This window comes from Stenotrophomonas forensis, assembly GCF_028752115.1.
Taxonomy (GTDB): Bacteria; Pseudomonadota; Gammaproteobacteria; order Xanthomonadales; family Xanthomonadaceae; genus Stenotrophomonas; species Stenotrophomonas forensis.
Window position 1 is genome coordinate 1,011,059 of record NZ_CP082270.1, and the last position, 26,621, is coordinate 1,037,679.

Below are 26,621 nucleotides of genomic sequence, written 5' to 3' on the forward strand. Positions count from 1 at the left end.
CATCCACGCATGGCGTGGATCTACACTTCGCTGGCTACCTGCTCGCCTTCGGTGGCCGCGGCACTGCTGGCCGCCTTCACCGCGTCGGCACTGTTGGGTTGTTCGCATTCGATGCGGGTGACGTAGCCTTCGCTGCCGATGCTGTGCTCGGCGCGCTTGACCAGCCACTGGCCATCCACGCCCTCGCGGAACCCCTGCATCACCACGGTGGCTTCGGCCATCAGTGTCTCGCGGCCGGGCAGGGTGTAGCTGAGCGTCCGCGTCTGCCGTGCCTGCTCGCGATGCTTGGCGCGTGCGGCCGCCTCTGCGCTCTCCCGGTCGGCATAGGCCATGCGCAGGCGCATGATCGGTTCACCGCTGCCCACTTTCACTTCCTGGCGCTTGGCACCGCGCACATCGCGGTAGTAGGCAATGGTGGTGCCTGCATCTTCGCGTGCGGCAAGGGTTACCCGATAGTCGCTGCCGTCAGCCGGGGTAAGGGTGACATCGGGAATGCGCTCGCCGCTGGCGCTGGTGGATTCGCCCCGCTTCACGAACACCAGGCGCCCGCCTCCGGGCTTGGCGATGGCATCGTGCTGTTTGGCCAGGCGCAGCAGCAGGTTCATGTCCGACTCCTGCGACTGCACCGTCAGCGGCAGCACGATGGACGCCAGCGATGCGCTCACCGCTGCGTTCAGCCCATGTTCGCCGGCCATGCGCCGCACCATGTCGCCGATCGTGGTGCCCTTCTTCCAGGTGCGTGTCTTCTGCGTCTGCAGGTCGCTCTTGCCCCCCTTGCTGGTTTCGAACGGTGCCGCCCGGGCGCGCAGCGTCATGCTGCCGGGAAAGCCGGAGATCTCCACCTCGTCGCAGATGTACAGGCCCACGCGCCGCACTTGGCCGTCATAGCCGATGAAGGCCTCCAGTTCCGCGCCCACCGGTGGCAGCTGGATTGGGTCGGACGGATCATGGTCGGCCAGCTGCAGTTCCAGCGTGTCGGACGTGTTGCCGGTCTCGTCGGTGATGCGCAGCGACTTGAAGCGCGCCATGATCTTGTCGGTGATGTCCTGGCTGTTGGCCACCACGCGGAAGGCCGGTGCGATGTTCAATCCCACAGGGCGACTCCCTTGCGCTCGCTGGCCGGGCGCTGCACCTCCGGCAGGGTGATCGCCACGCCGGCAGGCAGCACTGCGCCGCGCGCGGCCAGGCCCGGGTTGGCGTCGAGTACCGCGCGCAGGATGGCCGGTGACTGCTCGCCATAGTGCGCATACGCGATACGGTCTACGACGTCGCCGTCGCGGGTGCTATACGTTGGTGCCATTGCTGTGCTTCCGCAGTGAAAGGGTGAATTCCTGTTTCAGGATCGCGCTGTCGGCGGTGAACTCGCTGGCGGTGGCATCGATCTTCTCGATGACCCACAGGCCCAGGTTGCCGCCCTTGCCGGTCAGCAGTCGATGAGGCGTGCCCTGCGCGGCCAGCCTGCGCAGTTGTGCGAGCTCATTGCCGGCTCCGCGGAACTGGTAGTAGATGACTCCAGGCAGGGTCATGCTGGCCGAGCCCGGTCCGGTGTACTGCAGGGCCGCCATCTGGCCGACGCGGTCCTGCGCCTGCCAGCGATACTCGTTGGACTGCTGGATCTCCCGGAAGACCGCGGTGTTGAGGCTGAACTTGAAGCCGCCCAGCATCAGCAGGACCGGGGCGTTGCCGGAGTCGTTGGCTTTGAACTGCGACAGCAGCTTGTCCACTGCGCCGGTTACGAATTCGCGTTTCATGCTCAGTTCCTGTCTGCCAGGCCACCACGGGCGGTCACCGCGCTGCGACGCTGCAGCTCGTCGGCCGTGCGGCGCGCCACCGCTTCGCTGGATTCGCCTGGCTGCTGGTGGATGGTGATGTTGTTGGTCTGCTGCTGCTGCACCGTGGTGGCGCTGCGCGGTGTGGGCGAAGGCATCTCCGGTGCGGCACGCCCGGCCGGTGTACCAAAGGCATTCGGCATGCGTGGTTGCACGCTGGCGCTGTGCATGCTGGCGGGCGCGAGCATCACTGGAGGCAGCTGTATGCCGCCGTTTGCGCGTATCGCGCCGTAGGCATCGGCCGCGGTGTTCACACCGAACGCGATCTTGTCCTTGGCGGTGCCCAGCATGCCACCGACCTTGTCCATGATGGTGCCGACCACCTTCATGAAGGGGGCCATCTTGGTCATCATCGTGTCGATCACGCTGCTGACCTTTGCTGCAACCCAGTCCCAGGCACCGCCGAAGGTGACGACGATGAATCCGGCCACGGTGCCGATGACCTCACCGATCATCCTGAAGACCTCGGCGACGAAGCCAGCGACATGGATGACGGCGCGGAAGTTGAGCATGAGTGCTTCGCCCACCAGCTTGCCGATCTCGCCCACGCGGGAGAGTTCGTTTCCGGTGTACTGCGCCGGGGCCAGCATCCGCGACAGCCAGTCCCAGGCCTGCCCCAGCAGGGCGCTGACCGCTTCCCACGCTGGACGCAGCGGCGCAACGGCATTCACCAGTTCTCCCATCGCGGAGGTGCCCGCACTGCTGAGACCTTCCCATACACCGCCGAGGAAGGCCTTGATCGGCTCCCAGTACTTGCGGACAAGCAGGGCACCGGCAGTGAGCGCGGCCACAGCTACCGCGATAGGTCCGCCACCAATGGCCCCCACTGCGGTGGCGACGACGCGGAACACCGAGGCGATACGCATGGCCATCGGGCCGAAGCGCCCCAGCTGGGCCAGCAGGTTGCCGGCACGGAACAGCTGGAAGACCTTCTGCACGGCCAGGATCGGACCCTTCACGAACGTCCAGGCGTAACGGGCACCGAGTACCGCGCTGCGCATGGCGAGCATGCCCACCACCACCTTGGTGGTATTGGCGATCAGCTTCGGATTCTCGGTCACGAAGGTGGTTACGCCGTTCAGCAGTTCGGTCAGTTTCACCGCGGCGTCGCCGACCGCGGGCAGCAACGCCGCACCAAAGGCCTTGGACAGGTTGTCCACGGCGATCTTCGCGCCCTGGATCTTCTCCGGGTCGGTCTGCATGGCATTGGCGTAAGCCGCATCGGTGGTTCCGGCAGAGCCATTGAGCGCCTTGTCGCGGATCCGGGTGTACTGGTCCCAGTTCTGGATCATCGGGCCGACGAAGTTCTTCGCCTGTGCATCGCCGAACAGCTTGCCGATCTTCTGCTGATCGCCGGCCGTGGCCTGGATGATGGCCTGCATCGCAGCGTCGAACGGGTTGCCACCGCTGCTCTGCGCGTCGCTGATGACCTTGCGCAGGTCGAGGCCGAATCCCTTCTTGGCCTTGGCCTGGAGCTCGGGCGACATGATCGATGTCATGAAGCCCTTCATCTGGGTGGCTGCCTGGTCAGCGCCGCCCGCGGACCTGCGCGTGGCTTCCAGTGCCGCGCCCATGGTGGCCGCTGCGGCGTTGCCCTGCAGCTTCAGCGCCTGGAACGACGTTCCCAGCACCGGCATTACCTTGGCCATGTCCTTCAGCCCCAGCCCGCCCTGGCGGCTGCTGACGACCAGGACATCCAGCGCCGACTGCATGTTGGCAGGGTCGATGTCGAATGACTGCTGCAGGCCAACGGCGGCGCTGGAGACGTCGTCGATCCCGGTGCCGGTGACGGTGGCGGTGCGGCCGATGGCGCGCAGGCTGGTCTGCGCCGACTGTGCATCCATGCCGGCGTCGACCAGCAGCCGGATGGCGCGCTGCAGGTCATTCGCCTTCTGGTTGGTGTTGCCGGTCTCGGCCAGGATTGTCCTGCCCAGCGCCTTGACCTGGCCGTTGTCCAGGCCCGCTGCGCTGCCGATCTGCTGGTTCTGGCGGGCGAAGCTGGAGGCGTTCTCGACCGGCTTGGCCAGCTGGGTCACTGCGCTGCCGAGCAGGGTGCGTGACTCCTTGAAGGAGGTTCCCAGCTTCTTGCGGCTACGCAGATTGGCGGTGCTCGCCTTCTCGACGCGCTCCAGGCCGGTCTGCACCTTGCGCAGGCGATCGCCCTCGCTGGAGAGCCTGGCATACTCCTGGCGCAGCCCGGCAACGTTCTGCTTGAGCTTCACCAGCGAGGGGTTCGCCTTGCTCATGGAGCGCTGCTTGCGCTCCAGCCTGTCCAGTTCGCTGCCGATCTTCTTCAGTCCATCCTCGGTGGAGGACAGTGCGGACTTCAGCGAGCCCGAGATCGAGCCACCGATCGTGATCGTTGTCGTTTGAACGTTACTCGCCATGTACCGGCAATCCTTGTATCCACCAGATGAACTTCGACACCCGCAGCGTCATGATTTCGCGCAGGCCCCAGCCGGTATGGCCGGCCAGGGCGAGCACTCCCTGCCTGATCTGCGGCAGGGTCAGGTGGTAAAAAGCGCGACCCCCGACTGCAGGCGGGCGTAGTCGCGCAGCGGCAGCTTGCGCAGGTCGTCCGGCGGGATCTCGCACAGGTTGGCGATCATCCGGACCTCACGCTGTGCATCGCTGCCCTTGTCATCCTGGAACCGCTCCATGTCTTCCACGGTGGGTTCGCGCATGCGCAGCACGGCGGTCTCCACGCCATTGACCTGGCGCGGGCGGGTGAGGGTGACTTCGGCATAGCCATCGCGTTCGATGACGTGGTCGTTGGCGGTCTTGGTCTTGCTGGACATGGATGTGTTCCTGGAAATCGAGGGAGCGCGATGAAGGCGGGGGCGCGAGGCGCCCCCGGTGCTGTGGAGATGCGTGCGGGGTCAGATGCCCAGGGCGCTGCGCAGGCCGGCCAGCATGTCCACGCCGTTCTGCTTGGCGATCATGTTGACCACGTCCAGCTCCTGGACGACCAGCGGTCCGTGGGTGAGCTTGTAGTAGTTCAGCGCGAGCGAGATTTTCACCGTGCCCTTCTCGCCGGACTTGGACTCGCCACGATCGATGGCCTTGACCTTGCCGCGCATGTTGTGGACCACGGCGGTGATGCTGCCGTCGCTGGATTCGAGTGCCTCGCGTGCGGTGAAGGAATACTCCTTGCTCTCCACAACATGGAACTTGCCCATGATGTCCGGATCATCGGCGATGAGGACGGCCTCGGCTTCAAGCTTCTCGTGGCCCAGGGTGATTTCGGTCGGGGCGAACATGCCACCCGCCTGGAAATCCTCGGTCTTCAGCGTCAGCTTCGGAGCGGTGAAGGATTCCACGTTGCCGGCATAGCCCTTGCCATCGACGTAGAAGTTGAAGTTCTTGCGGACGTTGCGCGCCATGCTTAGAAGATCTCCGAGACGTAGTTGTTGTTCATGTGCATGCGGAAGGTCAGCTGTTCACCCGGGTAGGTCGGGGTGAAGTCGAAGTCCCAGTAGAAACGGCCCTGGGCCACGCTGTCCGCTGCGTTCAGATCGGGGTCGATCCAGCAGTTGCCGCCGAGGATCGCGCCCTGGGTCTTCAAGCCGCGCAGGAAGGCATTGACGCCCTCGCGCACGTCATCGACGTAGGTCTTGCTGATGCCGCGGTCGACAGCCCACAGATGGGCGGCCTCGAGGCTGTCGGCGATGATGTCGGCGGTGCGCACCACGCACAGGAACTGCCACTTCTGGTCGCTGCTGGCGGTGCGGTTGCCCCACAGGCGGAAGCCACCTTCGCGGATGATGGTCGCCACGTTGGACTGGTTCAGCAGGTTGGCGCGGCTGGTCGCGTCGGACAGGCCGAAGTCGATGGCACGCGCGGTACCAACCACGCCGTTGAGTTCCAGGTTCGACGGCGATGCCCACCAGCCGCGTTCGTTGTCGCTGCGGGCGATGGCGCCGGCCACGGCACCGGAGGCGTAGCGGGTGACGATGGCATCACCGGACTGCACCAGCAGCGCCGGGTCGACCACGTAGACGCGCTTGGAACCGGTCAGGGCGGTGGTGCTCTTGGCGGCCTCATCGTTGCTGTTCGGGCCGTCCTTGATGATCACCGCGCGCAGCTTGTCGGCGATGCCGAGCAGCTCGGCCACGACCGGGTTGGCCAGCAGCTCGGTGTCGCGCTTTTCATGGGTGTGGGTGAAGCCCGGTACCGCCAGGATGCGCGGCTTGATGCCCACCACCGACTTGGACGCCAGCAGCGCATGCACGCCGGTGTAGGCACCGGTCTGAGCATTCACGCCGCCCAGCACGTTGGCCAGGGTGTCATTCTCGGTCGCGCCCTTTTCCACGCGGATGACGACGACGACCGCGTTGGACTGGTCGAAGATGGCGTCGAGCTGGCCCGGGAGGGTGCCGTCATCGACTTCGGTAGCGGCGTTGGCGAGCAGCTTGGCAGCCTGCGAACGCGAGGTCACCAGGACCGGGGTGTTGTACGGGAAGGCGGTCTTGTCGGCGCGGGGCGCGGTGCCCACGATGCCGATGACACTGGTCGAAGCAACAGCGATCGAGCGGGAACCACCATCGATGTTGACGACCTGCACGCCATGCAGAAATTCGGCCATGCGTTGTTTTTTCCTTGGTTGGGTGGGTGCTGCGGTCGCGAGCTGCGCCGCATGGGTACATGTTCGTATCTGGCCGCGGCTGGATTAATTGCAGCCGTGGCCTGATGTCACGCCTGCGGTTGCGGGGTGGGTGTTGCGGGATCGGCCACGATCAACCAGGCCGCGCTGGCGTCGTCATAGATGATCGGGTAGCTGCGATCGGCCGGTGGTGCCAGATCGGTCACCGTGGGCGGCAACCCGACGCCACGCGGCAGTGGAGTCGCGAAGCTGGCATCGCTCTTGTTCCACAACGGTCGTGCGCTGTAGTCCGGCAGCAGCGTCCATTCGCGGCGCCCAGCGTTCCACGCGTTGTACTGCGGTGTGGTGCCGTCCAGCCGGAACGGTTCGGAGAGCGTCACGTCCTTGGGCAGGGGCTCGCCGAGCGTGAGGCGATTGGGCACCGCCATTGCTGTGCGGGTGTCCCACAGCATGCAGTTGCGGAAGTCGGCGACCGCTTCCCAGCGCGTGCCATCATCGGCCAGGCGCAGCGTCTGGTACTCGCCGGCGGGCTGGCGGGGGGCCAGGTCGACGGTGTAGTCGGGCAGGTTCCAGCGGCCGTCGGGGGAGGGCTGCAGACGGACCTTGCCCATGTAGGCGCGGGTGTCGGGGTCGTAGGAGTGCGCGAAGCGCGGTTCGATGGGCACGTTCATGTCCTCAGTAAGCGATGCAATAGATCATCCGCAGCCCGGCTGGCAGGTTGCGTTCGCCACCGGAGGTCTCCACCACGATGGCGTGGGTGTGGGCACCGGCGTCAGCGGCCGAGGCGGTGTGGCCGTGGTCGCCAACCTGGGCGATGGAGATGGTGTGCGAGTGGCCGCCGGCGCCGTTCATGCCGATGTTGTGGCCATGGCCGCCTGCGCCGTCGGTGGTAAAGCTGTGTGCGTGTCCACCGGCCGGGCTGGTGTTGGGCCAGGGGTTGTCGTAGTCCAGGTTGCCGCGCGAGCCGACGTGATTGTTGTAGTCGGCGCCCCACGGATAGGTGGTACCCGATTCGGCGAACGCGGTGAGATGCTGGTGGTCGCCGATCCAGGATGTACCGCCGGTATGCGCGTGATGGCCCTGCGAGTCGGTCCACGCACCGTGCGCGTGGTCACCGACCGCGCTGGCGCTGGCGCCATGCGAGTGAGCGCCGCCTGCACCTACGGAAATGGCGTGGCTATGGTTGCCTGCCGTTGCCGTGCTCGCGCTATGGGCATGGCGGATCACCTCGCCCTGGGTGAAGCTGCCGACCGCTTCGGGATTCAGCGTGTGGGTGACGACCGTGCCTTCCTGCATTGCCGGCAGGTTGAAGGTGGTTGCGCCATCGCCGGCGCCGTAGCGGGTGCCGATGGCAGCGAACAGGGCCGGGTAGCTGGCACGCGGAACAGCGGCGCCATTGCACAGCAGCATGCCGTTGGGCGCGGTGGCACCGGCGAACAGGATCACCTGGCCGGGTACGTGCACGCTGGACGGCACGCCGGTCATGTTGCGCCAATCCAGATAGTGCGTGCCGTGTCGGCCGTCAAGCAGGTCGGCATCCAGGCCCTTGTCGGCGCCTTCATCCTTCAGCGCAGCCGATTTCAGCCCCAATGCGGAGCGGAACGCGGCTTCGGTGGCGATCGACAGCAGCGTCCGCACCAACTGCGTGGGTGCGCTGGCGCCCAACCGCTTGTCGATGAACGCACGCAGCCCGCGCGGGGTGACCGCACGTTGCGTGTCGGCACCTTCCTCGGCCTCGGTGGAGGTGGCCAGCTCCACCACGCCCTGCACCTCGGCGGTCGCCGGTGGGTAGATGAACTCGGCATTGCCGAACTCGATCAGCCCGGTATCGACTTCGCTGAAGCGGGTATCGGTGGAGAGCAACAGCATCGAGGCCGCAGTCTTCTCCATGATCGGATCGGCCTGGCCAAAGGTGGCGAACAGCGTGCCGTCGCCCAGGTACAGGCCGAAGCCTCGCAGGCTGTAGGCACTGGCGCTGTCGTCACGGATCGTGACGTGCAGTGTGTTATCGCCAACGGCCTTGCCACCGAACGTCAGGACACGCTTGATTTCGCCGGGCAGTGCAGTCAGCCCCGCCGATGGCGTGAACGCCGTGGAGGTCAGGCCGATCTCGGTGATCAGTACGGCACTGGTGCCGGTATTGGGGGGATTGACCAGCTTGGCGAAGCCGGCGTCGGTGATTTTCAAGCGCATGCGGGGTTTACTCTCCGATCAGTTGGATGCGGCGGAAGGTGGTGCCACGGGCTCCTGCAAGCGCACCGATCTCGGCGCTGGCCTGCATGCCCTGGGTGAACGTGAAATGCGATCGCACCGGCTTGGTGCGGGTGATCTCGCCGATCACGTCGTCGACGAACTTGGCGGTTGCGGTCTCGCCGCCCTGGTTGGCGATGGTCATCACCGCTTCGAAGGTGTGAGGTGCGCCTTGCGGCTGCATCTCCCACCATTCGCGGATCAGGATCGAGCCACCGAACGCGGCGACAACGTCGCGCACGCTGCCCCACGTGCCCTTGCGGCGCTGGATCGCGATTGCCGCGCGCACGCGTGCACGCTTCACCTTGTCGGGCCAGTAGGCCTTCCATTCGTCGACTGACAGTGCCCAGGCCAGCCAGGGCAACAGCGCGGCCGGGCAGCGGTCGGCATCCCACAGTGCGGTGATGTCCACCGGCAGCGGGCGTGTGACCGCTGCGCGCGCCAGGGCCTGCTCGCTACGGGTGGAGTTGGGGGGCAACAGATGTGCGGCAGTAGGTACGCTGACCAGCGCATCGCCATCGATGATCGCGCCGGGGGGAGGCAGGTAGTTCAAGGTGACTACGTTGCCGGCCATGCTGTAGTCGATCCTTGTCATGGGTTGCGCGACGGCATGGATGTAGCTCGTCGCCACAGGGCCTGCTTCGGCCTGTGTGCCCCATACGTGGATGCGGCTGTCCGGCTTCAGGCCAGAGTTCCCGGCTGCCAGCCGATCCAGCACGATGCTCATGCCGCGTGGTGGGTCATCCGCAGTGGCGGTGTAGGTGTAGCTGTAACGCCTCCACTCGGTACCCACCTGCAGCTGGGTCCTGCCTGGGCCGGTCGTGCGCATGCCGAAGCCGATGACGCACGGCTCGGTTGCGCGCAGCCAGACGCTGATGGTGCGGACGGCGCCATCGGGAAACGCGCTTCCATCTTCGTCCACCAGGCCGGTGAAGCGCTGCCCTGGCCCGCCGATCGCATCGGAGGCAGGGAAGGAGAAGGCATTGGGGCTGCCATCAGGCGCGAATGACCCGGCAGACAGATTGGCAGGCTTGACGTAGTAGCCCGTCCAGCGGGGCACGTTGAAGGTTGCCGATAAGCGCTGCAGGTTGCGTCTTGGCGTGTCCGACAACTTCAGGCGCCCCTGCCAGTCGGTGCGGTACACCGACTGCAGGGAAGCCAGGGCGCCACCCGGATGACGGAACTGAAGGTTCTGCCCATCGACCGCACCGCGCAGGCGTGCGTTGATCAGGCGCGTGGTGGGATCACTCATCGTTGCCGCCATGGGTCAGGATCACCGTGCTGCAGTGAGTGGCCTGGGTGCGGTCTACCACTACATCAGCCAATGGGCTGGCGATCTCCACGCGCTGCACACCCTCGGCATGCAACGCGGCGAACAGGCCCGAGCGGGTCACGTCGCGGCCCAGGCGATGCGACTCGGCGATGTAGCGGTCCAGGCGCGTGCGGGCCTCGCCCAGTACCACCTGCGAGTCCGGGCCGGCGAAGGTGTAGAGCGTGGCGTTGATCGCGTAGTTGACGATCTCTGCCGACCGCACCAGCACGTGGTCGGTCAGCGGGCGCACGTCGGCCGCGCTGAGCTTTGCTTCCACTGCATCAAGCAGGCCCTGGGAAGCGGCACCATTGGCTTCGCGCGACAGCACCGAAACCACCACCACACCGGGTGAGGAGCTGGTCGCGCTGGCGTCGAGCACGCGGGCGTCGGCGCTAAGGGCGTGGAAGATGTAGGCGCCCTCCGGCCCGGCCACGCTGAAGCCTTCCGGGCCCAGCTGGATGCGGCGACGGAAATCCTCATCACCTTCGTAGCGCGGTGGAATGCCCTCCTGCGGCTTGCCCGGGTCCAGCACCTGGCGGGCGATGCCGAAGATCGCAGCGAGATGGTCCAGGTCACTGCCGACCGCGTAGGCCAGCATCACGCCACGCGCGGCGTCGTTGACGCGCTGGCGGTCGAGCAGGCGCAGGTAGGTGCAGACCTCGAGGATCTTGAAGGCCGGGTCCGACGGCAACAGCGCGTCGAAGGTGGGATCCAGGGCCTGCAGCGCGGTCAGCGATTCATCGAACATGGCTTCGAAATCGAGCACTTCGATGACCGCCGGAGCAGGCAGCTGGGAGAGATTGACACTGGTGAACGAGCCGGATGCCACGGTTAGCGAACCTCGATTCCTTCGATGGTGATGGCCTCGCCGTCCGGCAGGTGGATCCCGGTGACTGCCAGGATCATCACGCCGGGGGCGGGGAGGGAGACGTCGATGTTCTCGACGTGGAGCCGCGGTTCCCATCGCGCCAGGGCGTCGACGGTGGCGGCAATCAGGTCCATGCGCAGCGAGCGATTGGTGGGCGCATCGATCAGTTCGAACACGCGTGAGCCGTACTCGCGGCGCAGTACACGGGAGCCAAGGGGCGTGGTGAGAATGTCACGCACGGACTGGTGCAGATGGGCCAGCCCATCCAGGGATTTGCCGGTGTTGGCGTCGATTCCTCGCATGGTCTCTATCGTCGTGGAGTGCAGGTTTTGAGGGCATTGCAGGCGTGGCCGGTCAGGCCTGGGCCGGCGTGGTCGGGGCGGTGGGGCCCTGCGCGGTGTGCTTGTGTGCCTTCAGGCCGATGGCGCCGGCCTTGATCTCCGCCGGGGTGCTGATGTCCTTGCCGGCGGTGATCGCACCTGTCACGTCCAGGTCGCCGGTGGCCTTGATCGACGGTGTATCGAGCAGCACCGATTCACTGGCGATCACCTGCGCGCTTGCACAGGTCACGATGACCTTGCCGCTGCCGACGTTGACGCTGAGCGTGGTGGTTTCCTGGTCGTACTCGACGATGCTGCCGTCGGCGTACTGGGTACGCTGCCGCAAGCGCGAGTCGGCTGGTGCGGCAAAGCGGTCCTGGTACAGGCTGCCCAGCACCAGCGCCTGGCCCGGGTCGCCATAGGGACAGGCCAGCACCACCTGCTCGCCCGGTTCGGGAGCACACCAGCTGCGCGCGCCCGGCCCGGCCCGTCGTTCCAGCCAGGGAATCCAGTCGGTGAGCATGCCGTCGGCATCGACGCGTACGCGCGCTGCGCCTTCGTCGAGCTCGCGCACGACGCCGATCATCAACAGGTTGCCGATGAGCCGTGCGTGCTCGGCGCTCATGGCGCGTGCTCCGGCAGTGGCTGGTAGCGTGGCTCATGGGCGCGGCCGATCTCGGGCGCGAAGCTGTAGAAGGCCTGCGGCACCACGCCGCCGGTGTCCTCCCACGCGTTGCTGCCCAGGGCGATCGGCAGCGACCACTCGACCACCCAGCTGCGGAGACCAGGCTGTGCCGTCGCAACGTCTTCGGGCAACGCGGCGATCACATCGATGGCGCCGCTGGCGGCCCCGGGGAAGCGGCCGAGCTGGTGCAGCCAGGTTGCCAGGGCGACGGCGGCATTGCGTACCTGCAGCGCTGCATCGGCATTGGCCGCTACGACAATGCGTGCCTCGAAGCGCAGCAGGGCGTGCAGCAGGCCGCTTCCGTCGCTGTTTTCCTTGTTGCGATCACAACGGGTCATGGCCAGCAGGCAGGCCGGCATGGGCATGTTGTCCGTGCTGGATTCCCGATAGAACGCAACGGTGGCAAGGCCCGGGAAGTGCGCGCGTATCGCGGTTTCGATGGCGCTGTGCAGCGCGTCGAGCGTCGGAGGTGGGGAATCGGTCGCCATGTCAGCTCATGCAGTGAATGGAAGGAGGGCAGGGCCGGAGCGGCCCATGCGGTCTGCAGCCAGTGTTGCCATCACCGGAGGTGGGCGGCATTGCAGGCGTGACCGCGAGCGGCGGGGTCAGGGCAGGGTCCTGCTGGCGCCGGCTGCAGTGCCGCAGCTGGCAGGCGCGACCGGCAACGCACCGTTGATGGTGAAACCGCGCTGGTTGCCAAGGCTGCACAACAGCGCCCGCAGCTGGTCGGCGAGTTCGTGGTATCGGCGCGCGACGGCGACGTGGTTGCGCAGCAGCGCATCGTCGTCGGCGCCCTGCAGGTCCGGCAGCTCAGGGGGTGTCTGCAACTGTGCCGGTGCGATGCTGAGGTCAACGTGGCAGGGCATGGCTGGCGTTGGCTTCGCGCCAGATGCGCACGAACTCAGCATCAGCGTCGCCGCGATCGCGGCCAGGAGTCTTGGCATGGGTGTCGATGTCCCGTTGCAGGGCGTTGAACTGCTGGGTGCGCTCGGCCTGCGTGGCCATGCGCTGTGATTCGGCCCGGGCGCCGGCCCGGGCATTGGCGAGGTCCTGCTGATGTGCGGCCAGCGCCGTATCAGCGCGGGATGCCTGCTGCGCGGCCTGGGCGCTGGCAACGGCCAGGTCCGCGCTGCGGTCCCGCAGGGTCCACCCCAACCAGGCGCAGCCGGCATGGCTGCCGACGAGCAGCAGCAGGCCGACGCGCAGCCTCAGCGCGAGTGGGGTCATGCCAGGGTTCCTCCTGCGGCGCGATAGGCCGCACGCAGCGTCTCCAGCGCGTATTCCTTCTGCCCATACCCGGCGCCCGGCAGCGATGCCCAGATGCGCCGTGCCGCGCTGACGGCGGCGTCGAATCGTCCCAGCCGGACCAGCTCGTAGGCACCGCATTGCTTGAGCAGGGCGACCGCGGCGCGATCCTGCGAGACCGGGCCGAAGTCGGGCAGGCCCAGGCGTGCGCGCAGGTCGTCCCAGGTACTGCGCAGGAACTGGTAACGGCCGGCGGCGCTGGATTTGATGCCATAGCGCGGCAGCGACACCAGGACGCGGGGATGGTCGCGGTAGTCGTTGAACAGCTGGCCCCCCACGATCACGTCGTAGCCGCGGTCACGCGAGCGCTGGCTGGCAATGTCGGTACCTTCGGACACGGCCAGCATGTCGAGGAACGCGGCCACGTTGGTACCGCCGAGGGCGCTGGCGGCGGCGGCGGTCATGCAGCGGCTCCCGGCTGCTTGCGCACCAGCGCCAGCAGCGCGTCTATCTGCACGCTCTGCTGGGCGATCTGCGCGCGCAGGGCGTTGACCTCGCCACGCAGTTGCCCGATCTCCTGCGCCATCGCCTCGCGTTCGTGCATCAGCCCATCGGCACGGGTGCGCTCGGCCGCGAGTTGTTCCTGCAGGGTGCGCAGGGTGTTGCTGGTGGCCTCATCGGCGGTACGGTCGACCTTGGCCGACGACAGCCATTGGCGCAGCCACAGCGACACCGCGATCAATACGCCGGAGGTACCGCCCAGGTACTTGGCCCAGTCCGGCAGGCCGGCCAGCAGATCGCTCTCGTTCATGCGCGTGCGTATCCCTTCAGCAGGGCCGGGTGCACCGCCGGCGGTGGCGTGGAGCGGGCGCCACGCAGGGCGCGCTTGATGGTGGTCTGCGAGACGCCGAATTCACGCGCGACGTGGTCGCGTGGCATGCCGCTGGCGACGGCATGTGCGATCTGTTCGCGGCGCTGATGCGCCCCGGCGGCGAAGCAGGACGCCAGGAACAGCAGCTCGCCACCGAAGTGCGCGACCAGCCGCTGGGCGACGTCGCGGCCGAGGATGTCGATCAGGCGATGCTGGTCGGGCAGGGTGGATGGAACGTAGACGATGACGCGGTGGCGGCCGGTGGTGCTGGAGGTGGTCGGCGGCCACGCACGCACCAGCGTGAGGGCCGCGGATTCGCCGATGACCTCGGCGAGGGTCTGGATGCTGTCGGGCAGGGCGTTCATGAGGGGTGTCGTCAGTGGCATTGATCTCCACTGTTGCTATCCCGTCCTCTCGGTCAACACCTTTCATCTACTTTCGGTGCGATGTGCTGAAGGCATTCAATGAGCCTGAGCACAGGTGAGGAGTAGGCTGCGGATGCCTGCAACGGTTGCTGCCGGGCGGCCATTGCTGCGGTTGTTTTCCGTAATCCTGTACTCGCTGTCCTCACCCCGGGGAAACAGAGGCAGGTCAAGGGAACGCGGTGGGGATGGGGTGAGGATGGCCCCCCGCAGCTCGTCCTCATACACGGGCGCAGGCCCGGAAACGAAAAAGCCCCGGACGATGCCGGGGCTTCAGGACTGCAGGTGGGGCTGGGTCAAAGGTCGAACACCAGGTTGCCGCCGGTCTTGCGTGGGATGTAGCCGGCGTCGCGCAACCAGCGCGCCGCGTTGACCTGGTCCATGCGCTTGACCGGAAAGCGGTTGGCGAACATCAGGAAGCGCGCCACCGTGATCGATTCACCCTTGCCCTTCAGGGCGGCCAGGGTTTCGGTGAACCACGGTGCGGGCGGCTGCTGCCTGCCGGGGCGGGCCACGGTACGGGCCTGCGTCGTGCTGCCATCGCCCGCCTGGGCGCAGGCCTGCGAGCACAGCGAGATGAAGATCGCATCCAGGCTCACGATGTCCTTGCCACCCTTGGGCTGGGACTTGAACAATTCGATGGCCTTGAGGCGCGTCGACGCGAACTGTTCGACCTCCATGGGGTTTCCTCTCTGCGAAAATTGGTGGGGGATGCAGGGTGACGACAGGTGTCGTCGGTGATGAGGCGACCTTACATCATTTTCGCCGATGATGGGCCACGACCTGCGCTCGGATGAGTGGGAAGAGAGATCACACGGCCCCGTGCCGCGTTCAGATCACGCCGCGCGACAGCAGCTGGTCCAGCGTCCTGCGCACCAGATCGGCCGGGGTGCCGTCATTGTTTACTTCGATGTCGACCAGATGGTCCGGCAAGGCCTGTTCGCTGGCATGGCCCGGACGGCTGACGCGGATCACGACACCGCCACGGCGGCGGATCGCGCGGGCTTCATCGGCCAAGCGCACATCCGGCACCAGTCCGCCTGCAGGCAGGCGTGCGAACAACGAGCGCACCCGCAGCTCGGGGAGGTTGCAATCACGCCCCGATCCGGTGCCGGCGCTCTGCATCAACTGCTGAGGGATGAGCTCAGCCAGCGCCCGCAGCGGTGCCGCAAAGCTGTCGCAGGGCAGCGCCAGTGCAGAGGCCAGTCCATTGGCCAGGGCGTCCTTGCCCGCATGCTTGGCGCCGGCGATGCCGATGTAGAGCGGGCCCACCGCCTGCGGGGCAGGCCGCAGCGGCGTGCGGCCCAGGGCGGGGCCGGCACGGAATGCGGCCAGGGTGTCGGCGATCATGCGATGGCCACTGTCGAGGGAGGCGGGAATCATGCGGAATCTACTCCTGGAAGAAGGTGGCAGCCGGCGATGGGTCAGGAATCGCGACCGCCAGCACCGCGCGCGCGCAGCAGGCGCTGGGTGATGCGTCCCCCGCGGGCGGCGGCCGCGACAGGGTCAAAGCAGAGCATGGCGGTGCGGGTACGACGGCCAGCGGCAAGGTGGTCGCGGATGGTCCGTTCGGACAGCACCGGTACCCGCTGGTGGATCTGCCGCACGGTCAGCTGTTCGCCTTCGAAGGCATGCAGTTGGGGACGAGGCATGACGGAAGCGCTCCTGGAAGGTGGCGTGGCCGAGATAGGCATCTTGCCTTCACGGGCCGCCTTAGTCAACACCTTGCATCTACTTGTATCTCGGATCGTGCCGCCGGTGGTGGTCCCCGCCAATGCCCTTCTCGTGCACCCGGGGGGAACGTGGCTCTAGAACGGGCCTGCCGCCTGCTCGCCGAGGTTGAGCCTGCGCGGCGGCATCAGCCAGACCTTGGCCCGCTCCTTGCCGACCACGCGGGTGCGTACGCCATGGCGCTTGACCACATAGGCGGCCGCCTCGTTGACATCGCGGCGGTTCGGCTTGTCGATGCCTGCGGCAATGACGATCTCGGTGGCGCGGTAGTGTGCGTTCCAGTGCTCGGTCGGCAGCGACCAATCGAAGCGGCGGTCGATCAGTTCGGCAATCGGCGAGATCGGTTCGTGCTCGCTGTTGGTGGCATTCAACGCATCCAGCTCCTCACCGGACAGGTGCCAGGTCTCGCCGTTGCGGTACAGCGCATGGGCCTCGGACCACACCTGCTGCATGTCGATGCGCGCCGGTTCGCCCAGTGCCACGGCATGCACGGTCCACCAGCGCGTGTTGCCGGTCGCGTCGCGCAGGAAGCGCTCGTCATTGACACTGGCAAACAGGATGGTCCGGCGCGCGTAGCGCGACTCGTTGCGCGCGTATGGACGGCGGATCTCATCATGGCTGCGCGAGATGAACGATTTCAGCGCGGCGATATCGGTGCGGCGGAAGGTGGCATCCACTTCACCCAGTTCGACGATCCACTTGGAGATGACCTGCTTGACGCTGTCCTTGTTGGCCGGATCGAGCACCACGCCGTCGGCGATCAGCTGCAGTTCCGGCGGTGCCAGCTGCCGGGCCCAGCGTGTCTTGCCCAGATTCTGCTTCGAGACGAACGTCAGCACACCCCGCGCCACCACGCCATCCGGTTCAAAGGCCGCCGCCACGCCGGAGACCAGCCAGCGTCGCATCAGTACTTCCTTCAGGATGCGCCCGTCGGCCATGCGGGTGGGCTGCGCTTCCTGCACCGTATCGAAGAAGGCCTGCAGGCGGGACTGGCCATCCCACGGGCGTGAGGTGATCCAGCTGGCGACCGGATTGTAGGGGTTGGCTTCGGCCACCTGGCACAGGTTGGTTTCGAAGCTGGCGGTGGTCATGCCAGCGCGGTGCATGCAGTCCATCACTTCACCGGCAGCCACTTCCTTGGCATTGTCCACCGTGCTCTGCAGGCCCGGCACCAGGATCTCCAGGTCCTTGCGGATGACGTTGTAGCGCACGGTCACGCCGGTGCGCCGGCACAGTTCGGCCAGATTGCGCGCTGTGGGCAATGGGCGGCCGCGCGTGCTGGTATCGGGAAAGGGCGTGAAGGCATCGAATGCGGACAGGTTGCCAGGCACCTGATAGCTCGCGCTGGCTGCCGAAAGTGCGACGTCGCCGGCCGTGTCATCTTCCACCACGGCGGCTGGCGGTGGCAGGAGCTGGGCGCGGACCGTCTCCAGCCCTTCGCGCAGATGCAGGTCGTTGAAGTCGGTGGGGCGGTCACTGTCACCGTGCACTGCGGAGAACTCGGGCCATGCCACGCGTGCATCGATCTCCGCAGCGGCGCGCGTTGCCTGGGTGACGCCAGGATTGTCCACGGGTTGCCGGGTCCATTGATCGTTGTCCGCGCAGAGCACGAACACACCATCGGGCACGGCGCCGCGCCAGGCGCGGGCGACTGCGGCGAGGTTGCCGGCATCCCAGGCGACCACCACGCACCAACCGGTGGCCTGATGGATGGAGGCGGCGGTGGCATAGCCCTCGGCGATGGCGATCGGCTGTGCAGCGAGCGGTTTGCCGATGACATGGAAACACCCCTGTTTGCGGCCACCGGACAGGAAGTCCTTGTCGCGTCCCAGTGCGGGTTCCATGCGCGGAAAGATCGCCTGCAGCGAAACGATCCGACCGGCAGCGTTCATCACCGGCACCAGCAGCGTGTTGTCGATGTGGCGGAAGACCAGGCCGTCGCTGTTGCGTACCGGCCACGGCGCCACGCGCAGGCCATGCGCAGGGATGCCCTTGCGCACCAGATAGGGATGGCTGCCGTCCGCCGGTACGGCGCGGTTCCACAGGACATTGGCGGCCTTGGCGGCGGCCTCCTCGCGCTCGCGCTGCTGCTGCTCGCGTTCGGCACGGGCCGCCTCCTGGCGGTGGCGGATGGCGCGCTGTTCGGCGGCGCTGAGCGTGCCGGGTGACTTCGCGCACCAGGCATGACGGGTGCCGGTGCGCCAGCTGCCGAACTCGCCTGCCGGCACCTGGTCGCCGAACAATACGGCCCACCCATTGCGTGTGCCGGGGCGATCACCCTGCACATGGAAGCGCACCAGTGTGCCGTCGGCATTGAGTGCCTCGCGGCCGCGTGCGTCCGGCACGATGCCGTGTGCGTGCATGACCTGCAGGAACGCAGGAACGACGTCCTGCGCTGGGTGCGATGTGTGCATTCGGCGAAGCCCCTTGAAGCGTGGTCCGGTTCACCGCAGCCTGTCGATGCGCAGCGTGATTCATGCCGGGCGCAGTGCACGTGGCGACCGGCCGACGCGGCAGGGTCAGCCGCAGAGGGGAGGCGGTGATGCGGCCATGGTGTCGGAATGACCTCTCTTTTGCAACACCTTACGACACCTTGCATCCCTGATCCCGACAGTGCGGCCGGGTGTCATGAGGATCTGCGATGACTTTCGCAGATTGTCGCTTCTGCGGCGGCGTGTCGCAGTTGGCGAGAACCGTTTTTCCGATGATGCCGTTGCCGTCAGATACGGCCTTCCGACTCGCCTTCCGCCCTTCCGGGCGCCCATGCACAAGGAGCCTGCATGCCTGAAATCCACTGCAACCACAAACGCCGAACCAATGCCGGGAGCGACTCATCCAACGCCGTTGATGCGTTCTCAATCGGTGCGACTACCCCCCGATAAAATACAGCCTGCATGACGGACACCATCGACGAAGCGCAGGAACTGGAAGCGCGCCATCTGCAACACGCATTGGCCCAGCACGCAACGCGGGCCCGCACTGTTGCCCCTCTCACGCCCATTGGGGAATGCCACAACCCGGACTGCAGCGAAGACTTCGACAACGATCCGGCCAGGCTGTTCTGTGGGCCTGCCTGTGCCGAGCGCTACGAAGCCATCCATCAACACCGCAACGCATAGGAACAGGGGACATGTCTCTGAACAGCAACGACGCTGGCTTCACCGAACGCATCGCCGCAGTGTCGGCCGAGCTCGCCGTGCTGGTGAGCCTGGTGGAGAACCACATCCATCTGCAGTTGGCCGATCTGGCCGATTCGGGTGACGTGGATGCGCAGGAGCGATTCGCGGTCGCCGATCCGGAGCGCTGGTTGGAGAACGCCCGCAACAGCCTGCAGGCGGGCGTGATGTTCCTGGAACGCGCGGTGCGGCAGCCCGCCCGGTTCTAGCGTTGCCGCGTGGGGGCGGAAGGGGCCGGTGTGGTCGCCTTCCGTCCCCACCGGAGGACGCAGCGCGCTGCACGACGGGGGGCTGCGTCATAACGTCGCACCGCCTGTGCAGCAACCCTGAACGTGGTCCAAGGTTGGGCGAGGCCCCGTAGAATGGCCGCGTGCGCCGTTCTGTTCTCCACCGCCGGTTCCAGGCCCTGGCATGGCTTGCCATGCTGCTGGTGCTGCTCGCCCCGCTGGTGAGCCGCTGGCTGGCGCATGGCCACGTTGCGGCCAGCGCAACGGTGTTGGCGATGGACCACAGCCTGCACGCACAGCATGCGATGGACGGCCACCACGACCATCATGCGATGGCGATGCCGCACGGCGAAGCGGCACCGAAGCCTGCTGCCGACCCCCATGCCGATCATGAGATGGGCGTGGACTGCGATTACTGCCTGATCGCCGCACGGATGATCACCCTGCTGGTGGCAGCGTTGCTGCTGCTGGCACCGATGACGCCGGTCTGCCGTGCGTTGCGCGGGGCGGTGCAGGCCCTGCCGCAACGGATCAGCGGCACCCTGGGAGCGCGTGGGCCACCGGTCCTCAGGGCCGCCTGAGCCGCACGCGCGCTGCAGTGATCTTCCTGCCATGAGGCTGCCGGCCACGGCCGGTGCCCGCACGCGCGTGCCTATCCCTTTCTGATTGCTGCCCTGCAATGCGGGGTGGCCTTGCATGCCGTGACCCAATGAAAACCAACCCCAACTCCGCGTGCCTGCGCCGGGCGCTGCTGCCTGCGCTGTGTGCCTGGCTTCTGCAGGCGGCGCCTGCCCTTGCCGCCGATACGGCGCCTCCCACCACGCTGGATACCGTGCGCGTGGTGGATGCCCGCAGCGGCGAGCTGTCCTCCTCCGCCAGCGCCGGTTCCGCGCTGGGCCTGAGCGTGCTGCAGACGCCGGCCGCGCTCACCGTCATCAGCCGCGACCAGCTGGAGCAGCGCGGTGATACCAACCTCAATGATGCGATCAGCCGTGCAGGTGCGATCAGCGCCATGCCGCATCCCGGCAACGGGCTGAGTGCGCTGTCCAGCCGTGGTTTCACCGATGGGGCGTCGGTGATGCGGTTGTATGACGGGCTGCGCCAGTACGGGGGCGTGGGCATCACCTTCCCGTTCGATACCTGGTCGATCGAGCGCATCGAAGTGCTGCGTGGGCCGGCCTCGGTGATCCATGGCGACGGCGCGATCGGCGGGGTCATCAACATCGTGCCGAAGAAGCCCTCCCGCGGCGCCATCGAGAACGAAGTCAGCGTGACCGTCGGCAGCGAGGACACCGCACGCCTCGGATTCGGCAGCGGCGGCGCGCTGACTCCGGCGCTGGCGTACCGGCTGGACGTGAGTGGCAATTACAGCGCGGGGTGGGTCGACCGCGGGCGCAACAGTGACGCCACCTTCTCCGGTGCGCTGCTGTGGCAGCCGCGCGACGACCTGCAGCTGACCCTCACCCACGCCCAGGGCCAGCAGAGGCCGATGCGCTACTTCGGCACGCCGCTGGTTGACGGTCGCCAGCTGGACGCGCTGCGCCACCGCAACTACAACGTGGAAGACAGCCAGATCCGCTTCCGTGACCGCTGGACCCAGCTCGACGCGCTGTGGACGCCCACCGCGAACGTGGAGTGGCGCACCCGCGTCTACCAGATCGACAGCCAGCGCGACTGGCGCAACGCCGAGGCCTATGTCTACAACCCACGCACCGGCCTGGTTGATCGGTCCGGCAACACCCGGATTACCCACAACCAGGACCAGACCGGGTTGACCTCGACGCTGCGCGTGCAGGGTGAGGTGGGCGGCCTGGCGAACAGTTTCGCGGTGGGACTGGATGCCAACCGTGCGCACTTCAAGCACACCAACAACACCTATGCCGGCAGTTCGGGTCCGGTCGATCCGTTCCATCCGGTGCCCGGCACGTTCGTCAGCGATGCGCCGAACCTGCCGCGCTACCGCAACCGCGCCGAGCAGTATGCGCTGTTCGTGGAAGACCGGCTGGCACTGGGTGAGCGCTGGTCGGTGCTGGGTGGGCTGCGCCACGATCGTGCCGACATTGATCGCACCGATCTGATAAGCGGCCAGCGTGCGTTCTCGAAGACCTACAGCAGCACCGGGTGGCGCGCGGGCACGGTGTTTGCGCTGCGCCCGACGCTGAGCCTGTACGCGCAGTATTCGCAGGCAGCGGACCCGGTCAGCGGCCTGCTGATGATCAGCCCGGCCAACGGGGCGTTCGACCTGGCCAAGGGCCGGCAGTTCGAGGTGGGCATGAAGCAGGCCTTCGACGGTGGCGAGTGGACGCTGGCCGCCTACCGCATCCGCAAGACCGGTCTGCTCAGCCGCGACCCGCTGCAGCCTGACCGCCGCGTGCAGATCGGCGCGCAGACTTCGCGTGGCATCGAGGCTTCGTTGAACTGGAACTTCGCGCCGCAGTGGTCGCTCGATGCCAACGCGACGGTGCTGAAGGCCGAGTTCGAGGACTTCCTGGAAACCGCGGGGACGCCGCCGGTGCTGGTCTCTCGCGACGGCAATGTGCCGCCGAATGTGGCCGAACGCCTGGCCAATGTGTGGTTGAGCTGGCAGCTCCTGCCCGACTGGACCCTGGCCGGTGGCGCGCGCTACGTCGGCAAGCGCTACGCCGACAACGCCAACACGCTGGAACTGCCGGGCTACAGCACCACCGACCTGGCACTGACCTGGCAGGCCGCGCCGCGGACGCGGCTGACTGCACGCATGTTCAATGTGTTCGACAAGGCGTACTACGCCACCGCGTACTACACCAGTACACAGTGGTTGTTGGGTGCGGACCGGCGCGTCGAATTCACTGTCGATCATCGCTTCTGAGGGCAAGGGCCATGTCGCTGCGTTCCACCGCCAAGCGCTGGACCTACCTGGTGCATCGCTGGCTGGGCATCGGAGGATGCCTGTTGATGTTGCTGTGGTTCGTCAGCGGCATGGTGATGCTGTTCATCGGCTACCCGAAATTGACCCCCGGTGAGCGCCTGGCGGCGCTGCCGGTGCTGGGTGATGCCGTCGATTGGCGAGGGCTGTCGGCGCTGCCAGGTGCTGTCCAGGCCGAGCCGGAAGCCGTGGCGCTGACCACGCTGCGTTGCGAACCCACCTATGTGGTGCGCAGCGGCAGCAACGTCGGTGCGTGGTCGGCGCAGACAGGCCAGGCGCTGCTGCCAGTGTCGGCACAGCAAGCTGAAGCGTCGGCGGCGCAGTTCGCCGGCGGGCAGGCGTTCGTCGGCGCAATGCGTGTGGATGAGGATCGCTGGACGCACTCGCGCGCGCTGGATGCGCATCGGCCGCTGTACCGGGTGGAGGTGGGCGGTACCCAACCTGGGGACCTCTACGTGTCCTCGCACACGGGCGAGGTGGTGCTGGATGCACCGCATGCGCAGCAGCGCTGGAACTATGTGGGCGCGTGGCTGCACTGGCTGTATTTCCTGCGCATGCAATCGGTGGATCCTGTATGGACGTGGGTGGTGATCGTGCTGTCCGCGCTGTGCACCGTGGCGGCGATCAGCGGCATCGTGGTTGGCCTGTGGCGCTGGCGTTTCCGCGGGCACTACCGCTCCGGCGCGAAGACGCCGTATGTCGAACCCTGGATGCGCTGGCACCACCTGATCGGGTTGGTCGCTGCTGCCTTCGTGTTCACCTGGATCTTCAGCGGCTTGATGTCGATGAATCCGCTGGGCGTGTTCAGCGGCACCCGCAATGCGATCAATGCCGACCGTTACCGCGGAGACAGGGTGGCGGTGGATGGGGCGCTGACCGAACCGTCGGCGTTGCTGGCGGTGGCCGGCGACGCGCGGTTCCGGCCGGTGGAAATCCAGTGGCGTCGCATCGGTGGCGAGCTGTTCGCGCTGTTGCTGGACGGGCAGGGCGATACCCGCATCGTGTCCAATGTGGACGGGCGGCTACAGGTCGCGCGCCAGTTGCCTGTTGCGCGCCTGCGGCAGCAGGTAGCCCTGATGTCGGATGCGCCGCTGCAGGACTTCCGCGTCCTGCAGTCGCCTGACGCCTACTTCTATCCGCGCACGCCTGAGGCCATGAACGGTGCAGCCGTGCGCCGCTTTCCGGTGGCGGTTGCCGACTTCGATGATGCCGAGGCGACGCGTGTCTACCTCGACCTGGGCAGCGGTGACCCGCTGTTGACGATGGGGCACCGCGAGCGGGTGGGGCGCTGGCTGTTCTACTTCCTGCACAGCTGGGACCTGCCGGCGATGCTGCGGCAGGACGTCACCCGGCTGGGGGTGTTGCTGCTGCTGAGCACGGCAGGCACCGCGCTGTGCGCGACCGCTACCGTGATCGGCTATCGGCGCGTGCGGATGAAGGTGCGGCGTCGGCGGCGCTGATGCGGCACGATCACACCCGCAGCCAGCGGGTGGACATCGCCACCAGCAACAGGGCCGTCGCCACGCCGATGAACGCGGCGATCAGGCCGAAGTGATTGGCGGCGAAGCCGATCAGTGCCGGGCCCGCAAGGATGCCGGCGAAGCCAAGCGTGGACACCGCTGTAATCGCCAGTGCACCCGGCATGCGGGTCTGGTGGCCGGCCAGCGAGAACAGGGCCGGTGCGATGTTGGCGCAACCCAGGCCCACAAGCACATAGCCGAGCAGGGATGCCTGCCAGGGCGTGACCAGGGTCAGCACCAGCACGCCGCTGGCGGCGAGCAGGGCGCCGAACACGATCGCGCGCTGGCGACCGACGCGTGCCACCAGTGCATCGCCGAACAGGCGCGCGACGGTCATGGTCAGGGTGAAGGTCACATAGCCGATGCCGGCAAGGCTGGCGTCGACACGACGTACGTCGCTGAGGAACACCGCGCTCCAGTCCAGCATCGCGCCTTCGCCAAGGAAGGCGATGAACGCCAGAACGCCGATGAACAGCACCACGCCGTGCGGCATCGCCAGCATCGGCGTGTCATGCGGCATGCGCTCGCGGTGCCAGTACGACGCCGACAACAGCATCACCAGCAGCATGGCGCCTACGCCGATCAGCACCGACGCCAACGGTGGCAGCCGTACCGAAAGCAGTACGGTCATGGCGGCCGCACCAAGGAAACCGCCGATGCTGAAGAAGGCATGGAAGCCGGACATCATCACGCGCCGGGCTTGGCGCTCGACGATCACCGCCTGCACGTTCATCGTGCAGTCCATCGCCCCCACCGCGGCACCAAACACGAACAACACCAGTCCCAGCAGCCAGGCCGTGTCGGCCAACACCAGCCCTGGCACGCTGAGGCAGATCAGCAACGTGCTGGCCACCATCACCCGACGGCAGCCCAGGCGCGCGGCGAGCACGCCGGACAGCGGCATCGCCAGCAGCGAACCGGCACCCAGGCAGAGCAGCACCAGGCCCAGCGTGGCATCGTTGATGTCCGTGCGTGACTTGGCGAACGGCACCAGCGTGGCCCATAACGCGGTAGCGAAGCCGGGAATGAAGAATGCAGCGCGGGTCGCGTGCTGTTCGGCACGCGCGCGGTTGGCAATAGGCATGAGCGGTTCGGTCAGGGCAGGGTGGGATGCACTGTGATGCCGGCGGCACGGAAGCGGGCGGCCAGTGCGGGAGGCGCCGACGTGGTCAGCACCAGATCGTCGATCTCGTCCAGGCTGGCGATCTGCCAGTTGCCGCGCGCGCCGAGCTTTTCAGTGGTGGCAGCGACGATGACGCGGCTGCTGCACGCCACCATCGCGCGCTTCAGCGTGGCTTCTTCCGAATCCATCGCCCACACGCCGGTGTCGCCGTCCACCGCGCACGGACCCGGCAGGTACACATCGGCCCGCAGGCGCTGCACCTGGGCCAGCGCTTCGGCACCGACCGCGCCGCCACCGCTGGCCAGGCGGCCGCCGATCAGCTGCACGGCGATGCCTTCGTGATAGCTGGCGGCCGTAGCAATCTGCGGAGCATTGGTGATCACCGTCAGCCCGAGTGCGGCGGGCAGCTGCTGGGCGATGGCCAGGTTCGTCGACCCGGCATCAAGCAGTATCACTTGGCCCGGTTGCAGCAGGGCGCAAACGCGAGCGGCCAGTTCGGCCTTGTCGCCCCGGTCATGGGTCAATCGCTCACGCAGCGGGCGTTCCTTCGGCGGCGGCAGCACCGCCCCCCCGTAGACACGCTGACACAGGCCCTGGGCGGCCAGTTCGCGCAGGTCGCGGCGGATCGAATCTTCAGAGACGGCATAGCGGCGCGCCAGGTCGGCGGCCACCACACGGCCCTGCTGGCGCAGTTCCTCAAGGATCTGCTGGGGACGCTGGGCGGGAAGGGGGCTGGGATCGGAGCTCATGCCGGGAATCATGCATTACTGTGTATTAACGTGCAACATCAGGCATTGCGTTCCGCGGCGCTGGCGGGGTTGGGAATACGGCGCTTGCCCGGCATCATGGCCGCGCTCCCTGGCATGGAATCCCTGATGTCCCCCACCGTTCACCACAAGCTGCGCATCGGCGCCGACCAGTACACCGGCCAGAAAGTGGTCGACCAGCAGTTCCAGCAATGCGATTTTTCCGGCGCGGACCTGACCGCGACCGAGTTCATCAACTGTAGTTTCTACGACGCCGACAGCCGCAGCGGTTGCCGCTTCAACGGCGCCACGCTGAAGGAAGCCAGCTTCCGTGGCTGCGACATCAGCATGTGCCACTTCAACTTCATCAAGGCGCTGGGCCTGGAGATCAGCGAATGCCGCGCGCAGGGCGCGGATTTCAGCAATGCCAGCTTCATGAACCAGATCACCACGCGCAGCGGGTTCTGCAGCGGCTTCATCAAGAAGTCGAACCTGCGCTACGCGAACTTCTCGCGGGTGACGCTGGAGAAGTGCGAACTGTGGGAGAACCGCTGGGACGGCGCCAATGTGAGCGGCGCCAGTTTCGCCGGCTCGGACCTGTCCGGTGGCCAGTTCGAGGGCATCGACTGGAACAGCGCCAATTTCACCGATTGCGACCTGACCAATTCCGAGTTGGGTGAGCTTGACGTGCGCAGCACCAACCTGCGCGGCGCGACATTGGACGTGCAGCAGGTGGCGCTGTTGATGCAGCGCATCGGCATCACCGTGGTGCCGTGATCCGGTCCGGA

General features: G+C 66.8%; 31 protein-coding genes. 6 read left to right on the forward strand and 25 right to left on the reverse strand.

Going from position 1 to position 26,621, the window contains the following annotated elements:
• Window positions 1-20: 20 nt before the first annotated feature.
• The 23 genes from K5L94_RS04710 to K5L94_RS04820 all read right to left on the reverse strand — a co-directional run bounded on the left by K5L94_RS04710 (window position 21) and on the right by K5L94_RS04820 (window position 18,550).
• Entirely contained in the window at window positions 21-1,094 is a 1,074-nt protein-coding gene (locus K5L94_RS04710; RefSeq protein ID WP_053448958.1) for a phage late control D family protein, read from the reverse strand.
• Window positions 1,085-1,300 carry a tail protein X gene (locus tag K5L94_RS04715; RefSeq protein ID WP_274512057.1) on the reverse strand — a complete coding sequence of 72 codons (216 nt, stop codon included), beginning with the start codon at window positions 1,298-1,300 and terminating at the stop codon, window positions 1,085-1,087. Before K5L94_RS04715 ends, K5L94_RS04710 begins: the two co-directional genes overlap by 10 nt.
• Entirely contained in the window at window positions 1,284-1,751 is a 468-nt protein-coding gene (locus tag K5L94_RS04720; protein WP_164086080.1) for a phage tail protein, read from the reverse strand. Before K5L94_RS04720 ends, K5L94_RS04715 begins: the two co-directional genes overlap by 17 nt.
• 2 nt (window positions 1,752-1,753) lie before the next feature.
• Entirely contained in the window at window positions 1,754-4,216 is a 2,463-nt protein-coding gene (locus tag K5L94_RS04725) for a phage tail tape measure protein (protein WP_180879682.1), read from the reverse strand.
• A 120-nt stretch (window positions 4,217-4,336) separates the two neighbouring features.
• On the reverse strand, window positions 4,337-4,627 hold the full coding sequence (locus K5L94_RS04730) for a phage tail assembly protein (RefSeq protein ID WP_004154663.1): 291 nt from the start codon (window positions 4,625-4,627) through the stop codon (window positions 4,337-4,339).
• A gap of 81 nt (window positions 4,628-4,708) precedes the next feature.
• Complete coding sequence (locus tag K5L94_RS04735) at window positions 4,709-5,212, reverse strand: phage major tail tube protein (protein ID WP_004154666.1); 504 nt, start codon at window positions 5,210-5,212, stop codon at window positions 4,709-4,711.
• A 2-nt stretch (window positions 5,213-5,214) separates the two neighbouring features.
• Window positions 5,215-6,414: a phage tail sheath C-terminal domain-containing protein gene (locus K5L94_RS04740; RefSeq protein WP_053448961.1), complete on the reverse strand. Its 1,200-nt coding sequence runs from the start codon at window positions 6,412-6,414 to the stop codon at window positions 5,215-5,217.
• 107 nt (window positions 6,415-6,521) lie between these two features.
• Window positions 6,522-7,103, reverse strand: a complete 582-nt coding sequence (locus K5L94_RS04745; protein ID WP_164086081.1) for a hypothetical protein — start codon at window positions 7,101-7,103, stop codon at window positions 6,522-6,524.
• 4 nt (window positions 7,104-7,107) lie between these two features.
• A complete protein-coding gene (locus K5L94_RS04750) occupies window positions 7,108-8,625 on the reverse strand; it encodes a tail fiber protein (RefSeq protein WP_274512058.1) in 1,518 nt (505 codons plus the stop codon).
• 7 nt (window positions 8,626-8,632) lie between these two features.
• Window positions 8,633-9,934, reverse strand: a complete 1,302-nt coding sequence (locus K5L94_RS21930) for a phage tail protein I (protein WP_337999989.1) — start codon at window positions 9,932-9,934, stop codon at window positions 8,633-8,635.
• Window positions 9,927-10,823: a baseplate assembly protein gene (locus tag K5L94_RS04760; RefSeq protein WP_164086082.1), complete on the reverse strand. Its 897-nt coding sequence runs from the start codon at window positions 10,821-10,823 to the stop codon at window positions 9,927-9,929. Before K5L94_RS04760 ends, K5L94_RS21930 begins: the two co-directional genes overlap by 8 nt.
• A 2-nt stretch (window positions 10,824-10,825) precedes the next feature.
• Complete coding sequence (locus tag K5L94_RS04765; RefSeq protein ID WP_049444104.1) at window positions 10,826-11,164, reverse strand: GPW/gp25 family protein; 339 nt, start codon at window positions 11,162-11,164, stop codon at window positions 10,826-10,828.
• Window positions 11,165-11,216: 52 nt separating this feature from the next.
• Window positions 11,217-11,807 (reverse strand): phage baseplate assembly protein V, encoded by a 591-nt coding sequence (locus K5L94_RS04770; RefSeq protein WP_164086083.1) that lies wholly within the window; start codon window positions 11,805-11,807, stop codon window positions 11,217-11,219.
• On the reverse strand, window positions 11,804-12,355 hold the full coding sequence (locus K5L94_RS04775) for a hypothetical protein (RefSeq protein WP_053448966.1): 552 nt from the start codon (window positions 12,353-12,355) through the stop codon (window positions 11,804-11,806). The genes K5L94_RS04770 and K5L94_RS04775 overlap by 4 nt, the downstream gene beginning before the upstream one ends.
• 117 nt (window positions 12,356-12,472) lie before the next feature.
• Window positions 12,473-12,733, reverse strand: coding sequence for a hypothetical protein (locus K5L94_RS04780; protein ID WP_053448967.1), 261 nt, complete (start codon window positions 12,731-12,733; stop codon window positions 12,473-12,475).
• On the reverse strand, window positions 12,717-13,094 hold the full coding sequence (locus tag K5L94_RS04785; protein WP_274512059.1) for a hypothetical protein: 378 nt from the start codon (window positions 13,092-13,094) through the stop codon (window positions 12,717-12,719). Before K5L94_RS04785 ends, K5L94_RS04780 begins: the two co-directional genes overlap by 17 nt.
• Window positions 13,091-13,576, reverse strand: coding sequence for a glycoside hydrolase family 24 protein (locus K5L94_RS04790; protein WP_274512060.1), 486 nt, complete (start codon window positions 13,574-13,576; stop codon window positions 13,091-13,093). The genes K5L94_RS04785 and K5L94_RS04790 overlap by 4 nt, the downstream gene beginning before the upstream one ends.
• Window positions 13,573-13,923 (reverse strand): hypothetical protein, encoded by a 351-nt coding sequence (locus K5L94_RS04795; RefSeq protein ID WP_164086085.1) that lies wholly within the window; start codon window positions 13,921-13,923, stop codon window positions 13,573-13,575. The genes K5L94_RS04790 and K5L94_RS04795 overlap by 4 nt, the downstream gene beginning before the upstream one ends.
• Entirely contained in the window at window positions 13,920-14,348 is a 429-nt protein-coding gene (locus K5L94_RS04800) for a Mor transcription activator family protein (RefSeq protein ID WP_238581855.1), read from the reverse strand. The genes K5L94_RS04795 and K5L94_RS04800 overlap by 4 nt, the downstream gene beginning before the upstream one ends.
• 353 nt (window positions 14,349-14,701) lie before the next feature.
• Window positions 14,702-15,085 carry a hypothetical protein gene (locus K5L94_RS04805; RefSeq protein ID WP_053448972.1) on the reverse strand — a complete coding sequence of 128 codons (384 nt, stop codon included), beginning with the start codon at window positions 15,083-15,085 and terminating at the stop codon, window positions 14,702-14,704.
• A 151-nt stretch (window positions 15,086-15,236) separates the two neighbouring features.
• On the reverse strand, window positions 15,237-15,788 hold the full coding sequence (locus K5L94_RS04810) for a nucleoside/nucleotide kinase family protein (protein ID WP_274512061.1): 552 nt from the start codon (window positions 15,786-15,788) through the stop codon (window positions 15,237-15,239).
• 41 nt (window positions 15,789-15,829) lie between these two features.
• A complete protein-coding gene (locus K5L94_RS04815; RefSeq protein ID WP_053448974.1) occupies window positions 15,830-16,057 on the reverse strand; it encodes a hypothetical protein in 228 nt (75 codons plus the stop codon).
• A 156-nt stretch (window positions 16,058-16,213) separates the two neighbouring features.
• Complete coding sequence (locus tag K5L94_RS04820) at window positions 16,214-18,550, reverse strand: VapE domain-containing protein (RefSeq protein ID WP_274512062.1); 2,337 nt, start codon at window positions 18,548-18,550, stop codon at window positions 16,214-16,216.
• 480 nt (window positions 18,551-19,030) lie between these two features.
• Here K5L94_RS04820 and K5L94_RS04825 point away from each other — a divergent pair, with 480 nt between their 5' ends.
• From K5L94_RS04825 to K5L94_RS04845, 5 genes are all read left to right on the forward strand, one after another.
• A complete protein-coding gene (locus K5L94_RS04825; RefSeq protein WP_080374871.1) occupies window positions 19,031-19,255 on the forward strand; it encodes a hypothetical protein in 225 nt (74 codons plus the stop codon).
• Between the two features lie 11 nt (window positions 19,256-19,266).
• Window positions 19,267-19,521, forward strand: a complete 255-nt coding sequence (locus tag K5L94_RS04830; RefSeq protein WP_053448976.1) for a hypothetical protein — start codon at window positions 19,267-19,269, stop codon at window positions 19,519-19,521.
• A gap of 212 nt (window positions 19,522-19,733) precedes the next feature.
• The gene (locus K5L94_RS04835) at window positions 19,734-20,120 is read left to right on the forward strand and encodes a DUF2946 family protein (protein WP_053448977.1); all 387 of its coding nucleotides are present in this window, start codon (window positions 19,734-19,736) and stop codon (window positions 20,118-20,120) included.
• A 128-nt stretch (window positions 20,121-20,248) separates the two neighbouring features.
• On the forward strand, window positions 20,249-22,387 hold the full coding sequence (locus K5L94_RS04840) for a TonB-dependent receptor (RefSeq protein ID WP_274512063.1): 2,139 nt from the start codon (window positions 20,249-20,251) through the stop codon (window positions 22,385-22,387).
• A gap of 11 nt (window positions 22,388-22,398) precedes the next feature.
• Window positions 22,399-23,904 carry a PepSY domain-containing protein gene (locus K5L94_RS04845; protein ID WP_274512064.1) on the forward strand — a complete coding sequence of 502 codons (1,506 nt, stop codon included), beginning with the start codon at window positions 22,399-22,401 and terminating at the stop codon, window positions 23,902-23,904.
• Window positions 23,905-23,914: 10 nt separating this feature from the next.
• Here the strand turns inward: K5L94_RS04845 and K5L94_RS04850 are convergent, their stop codons facing one another.
• Window positions 23,915-25,048, reverse strand: coding sequence for an MFS transporter (locus tag K5L94_RS04850; protein WP_274512065.1), 1,134 nt, complete (start codon window positions 25,046-25,048; stop codon window positions 23,915-23,917).
• Window positions 25,049-25,059: 11 nt separating this feature from the next.
• Window positions 25,060-25,836: a DeoR/GlpR family DNA-binding transcription regulator gene (locus tag K5L94_RS04855; RefSeq protein WP_274512066.1), complete on the reverse strand. Its 777-nt coding sequence runs from the start codon at window positions 25,834-25,836 to the stop codon at window positions 25,060-25,062.
• A gap of 126 nt (window positions 25,837-25,962) precedes the next feature.
• On the opposite strand from K5L94_RS04855, the gene smqnr reads away from it, so the two are divergent.
• Window positions 25,963-26,610 (forward strand): SmQnr family pentapeptide repeat protein, encoded by a 648-nt coding sequence (smqnr, locus tag K5L94_RS04860; RefSeq protein ID WP_164086093.1) that lies wholly within the window; start codon window positions 25,963-25,965, stop codon window positions 26,608-26,610.
• Window positions 26,611-26,621 lie beyond the last annotated feature (11 nt).